Source organism: Pseudomonas sp. GW823-FHT03E05 (assembly GCF_058796855.1).
In genome coordinates this window covers 230,525-245,894 of sequence record NZ_JBXAJB010000003.1, presented here as the reverse complement: position 1 = coordinate 245,894, position 15,370 = coordinate 230,525, and the positions used below count along the sequence as shown (strand labels likewise).

The 15,370-nt window shown below is 67.3% G+C and carries 11 protein-coding genes; 10 read left to right on the top strand and 1 reads right to left on the bottom strand.

Annotated features, from left to right (window positions below; genetic code table 11):
- The first annotated feature begins 12 nt into the window (after positions 1-12).
- The 3 genes from AC1RCO_RS14060 to AC1RCO_RS14050 are packed head-to-tail and all read left to right on the top strand — an operon-like array spanning position 13 to position 8,452.
- On the top strand, positions 13-2,076 hold the full coding sequence (locus AC1RCO_RS14060) for a methyl-accepting chemotaxis protein (protein ID WP_011063998.1): 2,064 nt from the start codon (positions 13-15) through the stop codon (positions 2,074-2,076).
- Between the two features lie 24 nt (positions 2,077-2,100).
- Positions 2,101-8,010 carry an Hpt domain-containing protein gene (locus AC1RCO_RS14055; protein ID WP_123431081.1) on the top strand — a complete coding sequence of 1,970 codons (5,910 nt, stop codon included), beginning with the start codon at positions 2,101-2,103 and terminating at the stop codon, positions 8,008-8,010.
- Complete coding sequence (locus AC1RCO_RS14050) at positions 8,003-8,452, top strand: chemotaxis protein CheW (protein ID WP_065365092.1); 450 nt, start codon at positions 8,003-8,005, stop codon at positions 8,450-8,452. Before AC1RCO_RS14055 ends, AC1RCO_RS14050 begins: the two co-directional genes overlap by 8 nt.
- Before the next feature lie 72 nt (positions 8,453-8,524).
- Here AC1RCO_RS14050 and ybiA read toward each other — a convergent pair whose 3' ends face one another.
- Positions 8,525-9,085, bottom strand: a complete 561-nt coding sequence (gene ybiA, locus AC1RCO_RS14045; RefSeq protein ID WP_053160314.1) for a riboflavin biosynthesis intermediates N-glycosidase — start codon at positions 9,083-9,085, stop codon at positions 8,525-8,527.
- Between the two features lie 193 nt (positions 9,086-9,278).
- On the opposite strand from ybiA, the gene mdcA reads away from it, so the two are divergent.
- Genes mdcA through mdcH form a run of 7 tightly spaced genes read left to right on the top strand, consistent with a single transcriptional unit; the run spans position 9,279 to position 15,328 of the window.
- Entirely contained in the window at positions 9,279-10,955 is a 1,677-nt protein-coding gene (mdcA, locus tag AC1RCO_RS14040; RefSeq protein WP_041120237.1) for a malonate decarboxylase subunit alpha, read from the top strand.
- Complete coding sequence (locus AC1RCO_RS14035; protein ID WP_492617808.1) at positions 10,955-11,830, top strand: triphosphoribosyl-dephospho-CoA synthase; 876 nt, start codon at positions 10,955-10,957, stop codon at positions 11,828-11,830. The genes mdcA and AC1RCO_RS14035 overlap by 1 nt, the downstream gene beginning before the upstream one ends.
- The gene (locus AC1RCO_RS14030; RefSeq protein WP_015637356.1) at positions 11,830-12,129 is read left to right on the top strand and encodes a malonate decarboxylase subunit delta; all 300 of its coding nucleotides are present in this window, start codon (positions 11,830-11,832) and stop codon (positions 12,127-12,129) included. The genes AC1RCO_RS14035 and AC1RCO_RS14030 overlap by 1 nt, the downstream gene beginning before the upstream one ends.
- On the top strand, positions 12,122-12,973 hold the full coding sequence (locus tag AC1RCO_RS14025) for a biotin-independent malonate decarboxylase subunit beta (RefSeq protein WP_161466551.1): 852 nt from the start codon (positions 12,122-12,124) through the stop codon (positions 12,971-12,973). The genes AC1RCO_RS14030 and AC1RCO_RS14025 overlap by 8 nt, the downstream gene beginning before the upstream one ends.
- Positions 12,970-13,773 (top strand): biotin-independent malonate decarboxylase subunit gamma, encoded by an 804-nt coding sequence (mdcE, locus tag AC1RCO_RS14020; protein WP_015637354.1) that lies wholly within the window; start codon positions 12,970-12,972, stop codon positions 13,771-13,773. Before AC1RCO_RS14025 ends, mdcE begins: the two co-directional genes overlap by 4 nt.
- Entirely contained in the window at positions 13,770-14,396 is a 627-nt protein-coding gene (locus AC1RCO_RS14015; protein WP_011063989.1) for a malonate decarboxylase holo-ACP synthase, read from the top strand. The genes mdcE and AC1RCO_RS14015 overlap by 4 nt, the downstream gene beginning before the upstream one ends.
- Positions 14,393-15,328, top strand: coding sequence for a malonate decarboxylase subunit epsilon (gene mdcH / locus AC1RCO_RS14010; RefSeq protein ID WP_492617807.1), 936 nt, complete (start codon positions 14,393-14,395; stop codon positions 15,326-15,328). Before AC1RCO_RS14015 ends, mdcH begins: the two co-directional genes overlap by 4 nt.
- Positions 15,329-15,370: the final 42 nt, after the last annotated feature.

Genomic DNA, 15,370 nt, shown 5'->3' with positions numbered 1-15,370 from the left:
CAGGCCTGATCGATGACCAAAGCCAAAACCGGCAAGCCCCTGGAAGGCTCCCGCAGTCGCTCGCAGATCATCGTGCTGTTCATCGCACTGATCGTGTTCATCATGCTGTTGTTCGCCAACTTCGCTTACCTCAATACCCAGGCCACCTACGACAAACAGTACATCGGCCATGCCGGCGAGCTGCGGGTGCTGTCCCAGCGCATTGCCAAGAACGCCACCGAAGCGGCGGCGGGCAAGGCTGCGGCGTTCAAGCTGCTGGGGGATGCGCGCAACGATTTCGCCCGGCGCTGGGGCTACCTGAAAAAGGGTGACCCGGACACCGGGCTGCCCGGAGCCCCGGTGGCCTTGCGCCAGGAAATGCGCGCGGTGCAGCTGGACTGGGAAAAACTGCTGAAAAACACCGACGCGATCCTCGCCAGCGAGCAGACCGTGCTGTCCCTGCACCAGGTGGCGGCAACCCTGGCGGAAACCGTGCCGCAATTGCAGGTGGAGTATGAAAAGGTCGTCGAGATCCTGCTCCAGCGTGGCGCCCCGGCGGCCCAGGTGGCCATGGCCCAGCGCCAGTCGCTGCTGGCCGAGCGGATTCTCGGCGCGGTCAACACGGTGCTGGCCGGCGACGAAAACGCGGTCCAGGCCGCCGATGCCTTCGGTCGCGATGCCGCGCGCTTCGGCCAGGTGCTCAACGGCATGTTGCAGGGCAACCCGGGGCTGAAGATCAGCCAGGTGGAAGACCCGGATGCCCGGGGGCGGCTGGCGGAGATTTCCGAGTTGTTCGAGTTCGTCTCCGGCTCCGTGGACGAGATCCTCGAAACCTCCCCCGAGCTGTTCCAGGTCCGCGAGTCGGCGAGCAACATCTTCAGCCTGTCCCAGACCCTGCTGGACGAAGCCTCGCTGCTGGCCAGCGGCTTCGAGAACCTGGCCGGCAGCCGCAAGCTGGACACCATCGGCGGCTACGTCCTGGGCTTGCTGGCCCTGGCCTCGATCATCCTCATTGGCCTGGTGATGGTGCGCGAGACCAACCGCCAGTTGCGCGAGACCGCAGAGAAGAACGAGCGCAACCAGAACGCGATCATGCGTTTGCTGGACGAGATCGAGGACCTGGCCGACGGCGACCTCACGGTCACCGCTTCGGTGACCGAGGACTTCACCGGCACCATTGCCGACTCCATCAATTATTCCGTCGACCAGCTGCGTGACCTGGTGGCCACCATCAACCTCACCGCCGGCCAGGTGGCCGGCGCAGTGCAGGAAACCCAGGCCACCGCCATGCAGCTGGCCGAAGCCTCGGAGCATCAGGCCCAGCAGATTTCCGAAGCCTCCACGGCGATCAACGAAATGGCCCAGTCCATCGACCAGGTATCGGCCAACGCCGCGGAATCCTCGGCGGTGGCCGAGCGCTCGGTGGAAATCGCCAACAAGGGCAACGAGGTGGTGCACAACACCATTCACGGCATGGACAACATCCGTGAGCAGATCCAGGACACCGCCAAGCGGATCAAGCGTCTGGGCGAGTCTTCCCAGGAGATCGGCGATATCGTCAGCCTGATCGACGACATTGCCGACCAGACCAACATCCTCGCCCTCAACGCGGCGATCCAGGCCTCCATGGCCGGTGACGCCGGGCGCGGCTTTGCCGTGGTGGCCGACGAGGTGCAGCGGCTGGCGGAGCGTTCCTCGGCGGCCACGCGGCAGATCGAGACCCTGGTGCGGGCGATCCAGACCGACACCAACGAGGCGGTGATCTCCATGGAGCAGACCACCACCGAAGTGGTGCGCGGCGCGCGCCTGGCCCAGGACGCCGGGGTGGCCCTGGAAGAGATCGAAGGGGTGTCCAAGACCCTGGCGGCGCTGATCCAGAGCATCTCCAACGCGGCCCAGCAGCAGACCTCTTCGGCCGGGCAGATTTCCCTGACCATGAACGTGATCCAGCAGATCACCTCGCAGACTTCGTCCGGTTCCACCGCCACCGCCGAGAGCATCGGCAACCTGGCGAAGATGGCCAGCCAGCTGCGCCGCTCGGTGTCCGGCTTCACCCTGCCGGCCACCCGGGGCCCGGCCCCGAATGACAACCGCTGACACAAGGCTTTGACTGGAGTGGTTATGGTTGATCGGCACGACTATGTAGCCCTGGAGTGGGTCAAGGGCGAAATTGCCGAGACCCTGAAGCAGGCGCATCAGGCGCTGGAGCATCTGGCGGACGATCCCCAGGCCCTGGAGGCCATCGACCAGTGCCTGGAAGGCATTCACCTGGTCCATGGCAGCCTGCAGATGGTGGAGTTCTACGGCGCCGCGCTGCTGGCTGAAGAAATGGAAAAGCTCGCCCTGGCCCTGCAGCAGGGGCGCGTGGCCCAGCGCGACGAAGCCCTGCGCCTGCTGCGCCAGGCCATCGGCCAGTTGCCCCAGTACCTGGACCGGGTGCAGAGCGCGCGGCGCGACCTGCCGCTGGTGGTGCTGCCGCTGCTCAACGACCTGCGCAGTGCCCGGGGCGAGAGCCTGCTCTCGGAAACCAGCTTGTTCAGCCCGCAACTGCCCAGCCTGCCGCCCCTGAGCGACAAGGCCCTGGCGGCTTTGGAACCCCTGGAATTGCCCAACCAGTTGCGCAAGCTGCGACACATGTTGCAGACCGCCCTGGTGGATCTGCTGCGCGAGCAGGATGACGAGCAGAGCCTGGGCTACATGGCCAAGGTCTTCGAACGCCTGGAAGCCTTGTGCCAGGACGCCCCGCTGGCGCCCTTGTGGCATATCGCCTCGGCCCTGGTGGAAGGCATGCGCCACGACGAGATCGCCAACAGCCCGGCGGTGCGCAGCCTGCTCAAGGATGCCGACAAGGAGCTCAAGCGTCTGCTGGAACAGGGCATGGCCGGGATCAACCGGCCGGCCCCCGATGAATTGCTCAAGAGCCTGCTGTTCTATATCGCCAAGGCGCGCCATCCCACCCCATTGATGCTGACCATGAAAGAACGTTACGGACTGGATGACGCCTTGCCCGACAGCGCGGTGGTGGACGAGGAGCGGGCCCGCCTGGCCGGCCCCGACCGGGATGCCATGCGCTCGGTGCTGACCGCGGTGTGCGATGGCTTGGTGCGGGTCAAGGAACGCCTCGACCTGTTCGTGCGCAGCGACCGCCAGCACACGGACGACCTCGAAGGGCTGCTGTCGCCCCTGCGGCAGATCGCCGACACCCTGGCGGTGCTGGGCTTCGGCCAGCCGCGCAAGGTCATCATCGATCAGTTGGCGGTGGTCCAGAGCCTGGCCCAGGGCCAGCGCGCGCCGGACGACGCGGTGCTGATGGATGTGGCGGGGGCCCTGCTGTACGTGGAAGCGACCCTGGCCGGCATGGCCGGCACCGTGGAGCCCGAAAGCCGTGAGGAAAGCCGCCTACCCACCACCGACCTGACCCAGATCCACCAGTTGGTGATCCAGGAGGCGCGGGTTTGCCTGCACCAGGCCAAGGACCTGATCGCCGAGTGCATCGAGGCCGACTGGGACGCCGAACACCTGCAGGCGCTGCCCGAGCTGCTGACCCAGGTGCGCGGCGCCCTGGCGATGATCCCGCTGCCCCGCGCGGCGGGGCTGATGCAGGCCTGCCAGCAGTTTGTCGTCGAACACCTGCTGGCGGCCCGTTCCCGGCCCGACTGGCAGCAACTGGACCACCTGGCGGATGTGCTCACCAGCCTGGAGTACTACCTGGAACGCCTGAGCGAGGATCACGAGGCGCCGGGGGAGAAGATCCTCGATGTGGCCCAGCAGGGCCTGCTCGCCCTGGGCTATGTGCCGGTGGAGCAGGTGCCGTTGCTCGATCAGCCCCTGAGCCCCAGCGAAGCCCTGGTGATGCAGGACCTGCAAGAGCTGGACGATCCCCGAGTGGCGCAGTCCCTGGCGGATGTCCTGGCGGTGCCGGTCTCGGCCCTCAACCCGCCGGCCCTGATTACCCCGGGCAGCCTGTTGCCGCCGCCAGGGGACGAGGAGCCGGTGGACGATGAACTGCGGGAAGTCTTCCTCGAAGAAACCGAGGAAGTGCTGGAGATGCTGCGCGAGTATCTGCCGCGCTGGGCCGCGGACCCCCATGGCACATCTGCCCTGAGCGAACTGCGCCGGGCCTTCCACACCCTCAAGGGCAGCGGGCGCATGGTGCGCGCGCTGGTGCTGGGGGAGCTGGCCTGGGCGGTGGAAAACCTTCTCAACCGGGTGCTGGAGCACAGCGTGGAGCCCGGTGTCGAAGCCCGGCAACTGGTGGCCGACACCCTGCAACTGTTGCCGGAACTGATCGCCGAGTTCGCCCAGCAGGCCCAGCGCCAGCGCGACGATGTCGACCGCCTGGCCGCCCGGGCCCATGCCCTGGCCAATGGCGCGCAAGGCTCGGCGCCAGTGCCGGCCGAGGCCTTGGACCCGCAGTTGCTGGAGATCTTCCGCACCGAGGCCCAGACCCACCTGGACAGCATCAACCGCTTTCTCGAGCAGGCCGCCGAACACGTACCGCTGCAGGCCAGCGACGAACTGCAACGGGCCCTGCACACCCTCAAGGGCAGCGCCTCCATGGCCGGAGTGCTGCCGATTGCCGAGCTGGCCGGCCCTCTGGACCAATTGGCCCGGGAATACCGGGCGCACTTGATCCCCCTGGACCTGGACGAGGTGGAGCTGCTGCTGGAAGCCGAAGGCCTGCTGCGCCGGGGCCTGCGGCAGCTGGACAGCGACCCGCTGGCGCCTATCGATGGCGCCCGCTCCCTGGTGGGGCGCGCCCTGGCCCTGCTGGGGGAGCGCCTGGAAACCCTGCTCAGCGCCCCGGACAGCGCGCCCCGAGCCAAGCGCGACCCGCAGTTGATCAACAACTTCCTGGCCCAGGGCATGGACATCCTGCTGGATGCCGAAAGCCTGCTGCGCCGTTGGCAGCAGCACCCGGGCGAGCGTCAGGAACTCAGCGCCCTGCTGGATGAGTTGACCACCCTGGGCGAGGGCGCGCACCTGGCCGACCTGTACCCGGTGGACGAGCTGTGCGAAGCCTTGCTCGATCTCTATGGCGCGGTGGAAGAGAGCAGCCTGGCCGTCAGCGAGCGTTTCTTCCACGAAGCCGAAAGCGCCCATGATGCCTTGATCAACATGCTCGACGAGCTGGCCGCAGGCCAGGAAGTCAGCCCGCGCCCGGAACGGGTGCAGGCCTTGCGCGAGCTGCTGGATGAAGGTCTGGACCCTTCTGCCACGGGCCTGATCAAGAGCGATGGCAGCCGCGCCCTGAGCATCAGCGAACTGGGCGCGGCCACGGCCCGCCTGGAGCAGGCCGAGGCCCCGATGCAGGCGGACGACGAAATTGTCGAGATCTTCCTCGAAGAGGCGGTGGATATCCTCGAAAGCGCCGACCAGGCCCTGCAGCGCTGGCTGGCCGACCCGGACAATGGCGCGCCGCTGTCTTCCCTGCAGCGAGACCTGCACACCCTCAAGGGCGGCGCACGGATGGCCGAAGTGGCACCGGTGGCGGAACTGGCCCAGGAGCTGGAGTCGCTGTACGAGGGGCTGGTGGACCGGCGCTACAGCCACAGCCAGCACCTGGGCCTGCTGTTGCGCAGCAGCCACGAGCAACTGGCACTGCTGCTGGAACAGTTGCAGGGGCAGCATCCCCTGGACGAATCCCGGGCGCAGATCGAGGCTGTGCGGTCGTACCGGCAGCAGGCCGCCAGCACCGGCGAAGTGGCCCAGGGCACGGTCGAGGAAGACCGTGCGGCCCAGGACCCGGAGCTGCTGGAAATCTTCCTCGAAGAAGGTTTCGACATCATCGACAGCTCTGCCGCGGCCCTGGCCCGCTGGCAGGCCGAGCCCCAGGGTCGCCAGGAAGTGGAAACCCTGCTGCGCGACCTGCACACCCTCAAGGGCGGTGCGCGCATGGTGGAAATCGCCCCCATCGGCGATCTGGCCCATGAACTGGAATTTCTCTTCGAAGGCCTGTCCGCCGGCCTGCTGCAACCCAGCCCGGTGCTGTTCACCCTGTTGCAGAAGAGCCACGACCGCCTGGCCCAGATGCTCGATGCGGCCCGTGCCGGCCAGCCCATCGAGCCGGCCCAGAAGCTCATCGATGCGATCCACGACCTGAGCCATCCGCGGGTAGCGACCGGCGTTGCCGCAGAAGCTGCACTGCCCAGCACCAAGCCCGAGCCCGCTGCGCCCGCGGCGGAAGCGGCAGTGGCGGGGGACATGGTCAAGGTCTCGGCAGAGCTGCTGGACGACCTGGTGAACCTGGCCGGGGAAACCTCGATCTTCCGTGGCCGTATCGAACAACAGGTCAACGATGCGCGCACGGCACTGGGCGAGATGGAAACCACCATCGAGCGCATGCGCGACCAGTTGCGCCGCCTGGACACCGAAACCCAGGGGCGGATTCTCAGCCGCCAGCAGGTGGAGGCCGAGCGCCTGGGCTACGAAGAGTTCGACCCCCTGGAAATGGACCGCCACTCGCAGTTGCAGCAGCTGTCCCGGGCCCTGTTCGAATCGGCTTCGGACCTGCTGGACCTCAAGGAAACCCTGGACCGGCGCAACCACGACGCCGAGAACCTGTTGCAGCAGCAGGGCCGGATCAACACCGAATTGCAGGAAGGCCTGATGCGCACGCGCATGGTGCCGTTCGAGCGCATGGTGCCCAGGCTCAAGCGCATCGTCCGCCAGGTGGCCGAAGAGCTGGGCAAGGACGTGGAGTTCGTGGTCGGCAACGCCGAAGGGGAAATGGACCGCAACGTTCTCGAACGCATGGTCGCGCCCCTGGAACACATGCTGCGCAACGCCGTGGACCACGGTCTGGAATCGGCCGAGGCGCGCCTTGCGGCAGGCAAGCCGGCACAGGGGCGGATCAGCCTGGACCTGTCCCGCGAGGGCGGCGACATGATTTTCGACATGCGCGACGACGGCGCCGGGGTGCCCCTGGAAGCCGTGCGCAAAAAAGCCATCAAGCGCGGCCTGCTGGACCCCGAGGCGCAGCTCAGCGACCGCGAAGTGCTGCAATTCATCATGCAGCCGGGGTTTTCCACCGCCGAGAAGATCACCCAGATTTCCGGGCGCGGGGTGGGCATGGACGTGGTCCATGAAGAGGTGCGCCAGTTGGGCGGCAGCATGAGCATCGACTCGGTTGCCGGCCAGGGCGTGCATTTTCGCATTCGCCTGCCGTTCACCGTGTCGGTCAACCGCGCGCTGATGGTGCAGTGCGCCGACGAGCAGTACGCGATTCCGCTGAATACCGTGGAGGGCATTGTCCGGGTGCTGCCCGCAGAGCTGGACGGCTACTACCAGCTCGACCCACCGCGCTATGAGTACGCCGGCCAGTCTTATCAGCTGTGCTACCTGGGGGAGCTGCTGCACACCGTGCCCCGGCCGAAGCTGCTGGGCCAGGTGCAGCCGCTGCCGGTGCTGCTGGTGCACTGCAACGAGCAGCGCATCGCGGTGCAGGTGGATGCCACCGCCGGTACCCGGGAAATCGTGGTCAAGAGCCTGGGGCCGCAGTTCGCCGCGGTCCAGGGGCTGTCCGGGGCGACGATTCTCGGCGATGGTCGGGTGGTGCTGATTCTCGATTTGCTGGCGCATATCCGCGCCTTGCAGGCCCAGGCACCGCTGCCGCGCCTGGCGGGCGACGAGCCGGCCAGCGAGGTGCAACCGCCGCGGCCGATGCTGGTGCTGGTGGTGGACGACTCGGTCACGGTGCGCAAGGTCACCAGCCGCCTGCTGGAGCGCCACGGCATGAATGTGCTCACCGCCAAGGATGGGGTCGACGCCATGGCGCTGCTGGCCGAGCACACCCCGGACCTGATGCTGCTGGACATCGAAATGCCGCGCATGGATGGCTTCGAGGTAGCGATCCAGGTACGCAACGACCCGCGCCTGCAACACCTGCCGATCATCATGATCACCTCCCGCACCGGCCAGAAACACCGCGACCGGGCCATGGCCATCGGCGTCAACGACTACCTCGGCAAGCCCTATCAAGAGTCGGTGCTGCTGGAAAGCATCGCCCTGTGGAGCAAGACCCATGCTTGATCACCGCGCCAGCACTCTCACCGGGCTGCTGCTGCCCCTGGCCGACCGTACCCTGATCCTGCCCAACGTGGCCGTGGCCGAGCTGATCGACTATCAGCAGGGCACCTTCGACCTGGATTCACCGCCCTGGTACCTGGGCCGGGTGCTGTGGCGCGAGCGGCGGATTCCGCTGATCAGCTTCGAGTCGGCCTGCGGTGGCAGGACCGTGATTGGCGAGCGGGCGCGGATCGTCGTGCTCAATGCCCTGGGCGGGCGCCCGGAGCTGAAGTTCATGGCCCTGCTGGTGCAGGGCATTCCCCGCTCCTGCAAGCTCGACAGCCAGTTGAGCTATGTCGACGTGCCCCTGGCTGCGCTGGAAAAGGCCGCGGTGCAGGTGGCCGAGCAGGTGGCCAAGGTGCCGGACCTGCTGGCCCTGGAAGAGCTGCTGGTGACGGGGCTCTAGGCCTCTTGGCCGGCAAGCCGGCCGCTACACAACACCGCCGGTAGGAGCTGGCTTGCCAGCGAAGGCAGCCCCTCAGCCAATGCGCAACCTGTCCCGCACCTCCATCAGCGCATAGCCCAGCAGATTCAGGCCGCGCCACTGCTCCGGCTGGCTGGCCCTGGCATCCTCGGCGGCCAGGCCGATGCCCCAGATCCGGTCCACCGGGCTGGCTTCCACCAGTACCTGGTCGCCTGTGGACAGCAGGTATTCACCCAGCGCCTGATGTTGGCTGAACTTGGCCAGGTTGCCCTGCACCACGATATCCAGGCGTGCTTCGGTCCAGCGGGCGTCATCGAAGCCGCGCACCTCGCGACCCAGTTGCTTCACGTCGGCGGGCGTCACGGCCTTGAGGATCCGCCCGTGGGTTTCCTGGTCGCCGAACAGCAGGGCCTTGCCGGCCATCATGAAATGCTCGGCGCTGGGGTATCGAATGCCATCGAGTTCCAGACCTGCGTCGAACCACTGGCTGAAACAGCTCTGGGAGATGCGTCCGTCCCGGGTGGGCTGGTGCCCCCAGAACATCAGGTAGTCGGGCTTCAGGCCATGCTTGAGCTGCTCCAGCAGCGCCTGGTTCGAGCGAATCGGTGTGTCCATGCTGACTCTCATCTTGGTCTGCCCAGGCCGCTCATGGGCCGGTACGGCGGGCATTGTGTACCGAGAGAGCATGAGAGTGCGATTGCTCCGCAAATCATTACGCTGAGCGTAACGATCCAACGCCGTGCTTGATTGATGCTCCCCGTTTTCACTCCTAAGGTGACTGCCACGACAGCGAACCCGTGGAGTGAGCATGACAACAATAATTTCCCCCGACGCGCGCTGGTCGCGGCGGCGCAGCGAAAAGCAGCGGCGCCTCGAGCAGGTGCGGGCCATCGCCGATGGCGTGGTGTTGCCGACCGACAAGATCGTCGCGGCCCTGGAAGCGCTGATCCTGCCCGGCGACCGGGTGGTGCTGGAAGGCAACAACCAGAAACAGGCGGACTTTCTCTCCCGCTCCCTGGCCAAGGCCGACCCGGCCAGGCTGCATGACCTGCACATGATCATGCCCAGCGTCGGCCGTTCCGAGCACCTGGACCTGTTCGAGCGCGGCATCGCCCGCAAGCTGGACTTTTCCTTTGCCGGCACCCAGAGCCTGCGCATCAGCCAGTTGCTGGAAGACGGGCTGCTGGAAATCGGCGCCATCCATACCTACATCGAACTCTATGCGCGGCTGGTGGTGGACCTGATCCCCAATGTGGTGCTCTCTGCCGGGTTCATGGCCGACCGCGCCGGCAACATCTACACCGGCCCCAGTACCGAGGACACGCCCGCGCTGATCGAGCCGGCGGCCTTCAGCGACGGCATTGTCATCGTCCAGGTCAACCAGCTGGTGGACGATGTCAGCGAGCTGCCCCGGGTCGACATTCCCGCGTCCTGGGTGGATTTCGTGGTGGTGGCCGACAAGCCGTTCTATATCGAGCCGCTGTTCACCCGCGACCCGCGCCATATCAAGCCGGTGCACGTGCTGATGGCGATGATGGCGATTCGCGGCATCTACGAAAAACACAACGTGCAGTCGCTGAACCATGGCATCGGTTTCAACACCGCGGCCATCGAGCTGATCCTGCCCACCTACGGCCAATCCCTGGGGCTCAAGGGCAAGATCTGCCGCAACTGGACCCTCAATCCTCACCCAACCCTGATTCCGGCCATTGAAAGTGGCTGGGTGGACAGCGTGCATTGCTTCGGCACCGAACTGGGCATGGAAAACTACATCGCCGCGCGTCCGGACGTGTTCTTCACCGGTCGCGACGGTTCCCTGCGTTCCAACCGGATGTTCTGCCAGCTGGCCGGGCAGTACGCGGTGGACCTGTTTATCGGCGCCACCTTGCAGGTGGATGGCGACGGCCATTCCTCCACCGTGACCCGTGGCCGCCTGGCCGGTTTCGGCGGGGCGCCGAACATGGGTCACGACCCCCGCGGGCGCCGCCACGGCACCCCGGCCTGGCTCGATATGCGCCAGGATCAGAGCGATGCACCCCAGGCCATGCTCGAACGCGGCAAGAAGCTGGTGGTGCAGATGGTGGAAACCTTCCAGGAAGGCGGCAAACCGACCTTCGTCGAAACCCTCGACGCGGTGGACGTGGCGCGCAAGAGCGGCATGCCCCTGGCGCCGATCATGATCTACGGCGACGACGTCACCCACCTGCTGACCGAGGAAGGCATCGCCTACCTGTACAAGGCCCGTTCCCTGGAAGAGCGCCAGGCGATGATCGCCGCCGTGGCCGGGGTTACCGCCATCGGCTTGCGCCACAACCCCAAGGACACCGCGCGCATGCGCCGTGAAGGCCTGATTGCCCTGCCGGAAGACCTGGGCATCCGCCGCACCGACGCCAGCCGCGAGCTGCTGGCGGCGAAAAGCGTGGCCGACCTGGTGGAGTGGTCCGGTGGCCTGTACAACCCGCCCGCCAAGTTCAGGAGCTGGTAATGCACGCATTCAACCTGCAATCACCCATCCCGAGCCTGGCCGAGCGCCTGGCGGACCTGGCGGTGGACGCGCTGATCGACGAGGCCGACCTGTCGCCCAAGCCGGCCCTGGTGGACCGCCGTGGCAATGGCGCCCACACCGACCTGCACCTGGGCCTGATGCATGCCTCGGCGCTGTCGCTGTGGCCGGCCTTCAAGGAAATGGCCGACGCTGCCCTGCTGCTCGGGGAAGTGGGCCTGCCCCTGCGTGAAGCCCTGGGGCGCATTGGCCGAGAAGGCGAGCAGGCCATGCTCGCCACCACTGGTGGGGTGAATACCCATCGCGGGGCGATCTGGGCCCTGGGGCTGCTGGTGGCCGCCGCCGCGCTGGAACCTCAAGCCACGAGTGCCGGCAGTGTCGCGCTGCGGGCCGCGCGCCTGGCCTTGCTCGAAGACCGTTATGCACCACGCCCCTTGAGCCATGGCGCCCAGGTGGCGCTGCGCTACGGCGTGCGCGGTGCCCGCGAAGAAGCCCAGCAAGGCTTTCCCGCCGTGCTGCAACTGGGGCTGCCGCAGCTCAAGCGCAGCCGCGCCCAGGGCCATGGCGAACAGAATGCCCGGCTCGATGCCTTGCTGGCGATCATGAGCCGGCTGGCGGACACCTGCGTGCTCTATCGCGCCGGTGAGCTTGGCCTGCAGGCCATGCAGCAGGGGGCCCGGGCGGTGCTCGATGCTGGTGGCGGCGCCACCCTGGCCGGGCGTCGTCGCCTGCATGAACTGGATCTGCAACTACTGACCTTGAATGCCTCGCCCGGCGGCGCTGCCGACTTGCTGGCGGCCAGCCTGCTGCTGGACCGGATCGAATCCGGCGATGCTGTTAACCAGGGAGCGAACTGATGGAAACCTTGTCCTTTGAATTCCCCGCCGGCCAGCCCGGCCGTGGCCGCGCCCTGGTGGGCTGTGTCGGCTCCGGCGACCTGGAAGTGCTGCTGGAGCCGGGGCAGCCCGGCAAATTGAGCATCCAGGTACAGACCTCGGTAAACGGCAGCGCATCGCGCTGGCAGCACCTGTTCGAGCGCATGTTCGACGGCCAGACGCCGCCGGCGCTGTTGATCGACATCCATGATTTCGGCGCCACCCCCGGGGTGGTGCGCCTGCGCCTGGAACAGGGCTTCGAGGAGATCGGCCATGACTGACAGCGCACGCTTGTTGAACAAGCACAGCTTCGTCGAGCTGGGTGCTCGGCAGCGGGCCCGGGCACTCCTGGATGCCGGCAGCTTTCGTGAGTTGCTGGACCCGTTCCAGCGGGTCATGTCGCCCTGGCTGGAGCGCCAGGGCGTAGTGCCCCAGGCTGATGACGGGGTGGTGATCGCCAAGGGCAGCATCGCGGGTTCGCCGGTGGTGATTGCTGCCATCGAAGGCGCTTTCCAGGGCGGCAGCCTCGGTGAAGTGGGCGGGGCGAAGATTGCCGGCGCCCTGGAGCTGGCCGCCGAGGACAACCGCAACGGCATCCCGACCCGCGCCGTGTTGCTGCTGGAAACCGGCGGCGTGCGCCTGCAGGAAGCCAACCTCGGGCTGGCGGCGATTGCCGACATTCATGCGGCGATTGTCGACCTGCGCCAGTACCAGCCGGTGGTCGGCGTGGTGGCCGGCAGCGTCGGCTGCTTTGGCGGCATGTCGATTGCCGCCGGGCTGTGCAGTTATCTCGTGGTCACCCAGGAAGCGCGCCTGGGGCTCAATGGCCCGCAGGTGATCGAGCAGGAAGCGGGCCTTGAGGAATACGACTCCCGGGACCGGCCTTTCATCTGGAGCCTGACCGGCGGCGAGCAGCGTTTCGCCAGTGGCTTGGTGGACCGCTACGTGGCTGACGATGTGGCACTGATCCAGGCCCAGGTCCGTGAGCTGCTGGCCCTGGGCTTGCCGTCGCGGCAACGCAGCCGCGAGGCCGAGCTGTACCTGCAACGTCTGTCCCGCCTGGACACGACGCCGCAAATCGATGCGGCGACGGTTCGCGACCTGTATCAAGGAGACCGCCCATGACTGCTAGTTCCCTGCGGGGCCTGAACTGGTTCGACGCCTTGAGTGGCGATGCAACCCCCGTGAGCGGCCTGCCACCTTCCTTGAAGGTTGCCGACGGCCAGTTGGACGGGCAGCCGGCGCGCTTCATTGCGGTAGTGCCTGACCCCGACAACCGTTTTCCCCGCGCCCGCCAGGGCGAGGTCGGCCTGCTGGAAGGCTGGGGGCTGGCCAAGGCAGTGGATGAGGTGATCCGCGCCGATCAGGACCAGGAGCACAAGCGGGCGCTGATCGCCATTGTCGATGTGCCGAGCCAGGCCTATGGCCGGCGCGAAGAGGCGCTGGGCATTCATCAGGCCCTGGCGGGCGCCGCCGACAGCTATGCCCGGGCCCGCCTGGCCGGGCACCCGGTGATCGCCCTGCTGGTGGGCAAGGCCATGTCCGGGGCCTTTCTGGCCCATGGGTATCAGGCCAACCGCTTGATCGCCCTGCGTGACCCGGGGGTGATGGTGCACGCCATGGGCAAGGCCTCGGCGGCGCGGGTGACCCTGCGCAGCGTCGAGGAGCTGGAAGCCCTGGCCGCCAGCGTGCCGCCCATGGCCTATGACATCGACAGCTACGCGGGCCTGGGCCTGCTGTGGGAAACCCTGTCGGTGCGGCAGATTGAGCAGCCGACGGCGGAGGATCTGGCCCGGGTCAATCAATGCCTGTTGGCGGCGATTGCCGATGTGCGGGCCAAGGGCGTCGACCTCGGTAGCCGTCTGGGCGCGGTGAACCGGGCGGCGTCGAGCCGAGTCCGGCAGTTGCTGCGGGAGCAGTGGTGAGCGGGTGCGGCCCCTGGCTGCCCCACGACCTGCTGTGGGGCATGACCCCGGCGCAGTTGCCGGGCGATGCGCCGGCCTGGGCCCATGCGGTGCTGGAGGCCGGGCAGCCGGTGGTGGTGCGCCGGGCCCTGACTGCACCGGGGCAGGTTGCGGTGGGTTTGCGCGGTGTTTCCCGGGAACAGCGCTATCCGGCGCTGCTGGATCTGCAAGCCGTGCAGCGCGGGGTGCGCCCCGAGCAGCTGTGTCATGTACCGCCCCAGGGCCCATGGCCGGCGTTGCAGGCGTTGCAGCACTTGCGCGATGAACTGGATGCCCAGGAGTGGATCTGGGGCGTGAGTGGCAGTGCCGGTTTCGAGCTGGCCAGCGGCGTGGCGGCCTTGCATCAGCACAGCGACCTGGACCTGATCCTGCGTACCCCGGAGCTTCTGCCACGGGCCCGGGCCCGTGAATTGCTGGCGCTGCTGGACGGCGCCGGTTGCCCGGTGGATATGCAATTGCAGGTGCCCGGCGGCGCCCTGGCCCTGCGCGAATGGGCCGGGCCGGCTGCCCGGGTTCTGCTCAAGAGCGCCAGTGGCGCGCGCCTGGTCAGCGACCCCTGGAACCCTCAGGAGCAGGCGGCATGAGCAGCCTGCTGGTGTTTCCGGGCCAGGGCGCGCAGCAGCCGGGGATGCTCCAGCGTCTGCCGCAAAGCCCGCAAGCGCGGGCCTGCCTGCAAGAGGCCAGCGATGTGCTGGGGCAGGACGTACTGACGCTGGATTCACCCCAAGCCCTGGCCAGCACCCGGGCGGTGCAGCTGTGCCTGCTGATCGCCGGCGTGGCGGCGGCGCGCACTCTGTTGCAGCCCGATACTCGGGTGAACTACGTGGCGGGCCTGTCCATCGGCGCCTATCCGGCGGCGGTGGTGGCCGGGGCCCTGGAGTTTGCCGACGCCTTGCGCCTGGTGAGCCTGCGGGGTGAGTTGATGCAGCAGGCTTATCCACAGGGCTATGGCATGACCGCATTGATCGGCCTGGAACTGGCGGCGGTGGAAGGGCTGCTGGCCCAGGTCCACAGCCCGCAGAGGCCGGTGTACTTGGCCAATATCAACGCCGACAACCAGGTGGTGATCGCCGGCAGCGATGCCGCGATGCATGCCGTGGCCGAGTTGGCCCGGGGTTGCGGGGTCGGCGTGGCCAAGCGCCTGGCGGTCAGCGTGCCGTCCCATTGCCCACTGCTGGAACAACCGGCCCAGGCCCTGGCTGCCGCCTTTGCCGAGGTACCCCTGCAACTGCCGAAGCTGGCCTACCTGAGTGGCAGCCGAGCGCGGCCCATGCGCTCCGTGGAAGCGTTGCGCGACGACCTGGCCTTCAACATGTGCCGCGTCGTCGACTGGCGCGGCACGGTGCAAAGCGCCTACGAGCGCGGGGTGCGCCTGCAGATCGAATTGCCTCCCGGCGCGGTACTGACCGGGCTGGCCCGCCGGGTGTTTGCCCAAGGGGCGGTGATCGCCTTCGACGGCGCGCGCCTGGACACCCTGCAAGCCCTGTTGAGTGAGGAGGGAAGCCGCGACCGATAGAGCACCGACTCAGGCTGACGAAGCACAAGAACAACAACTTCG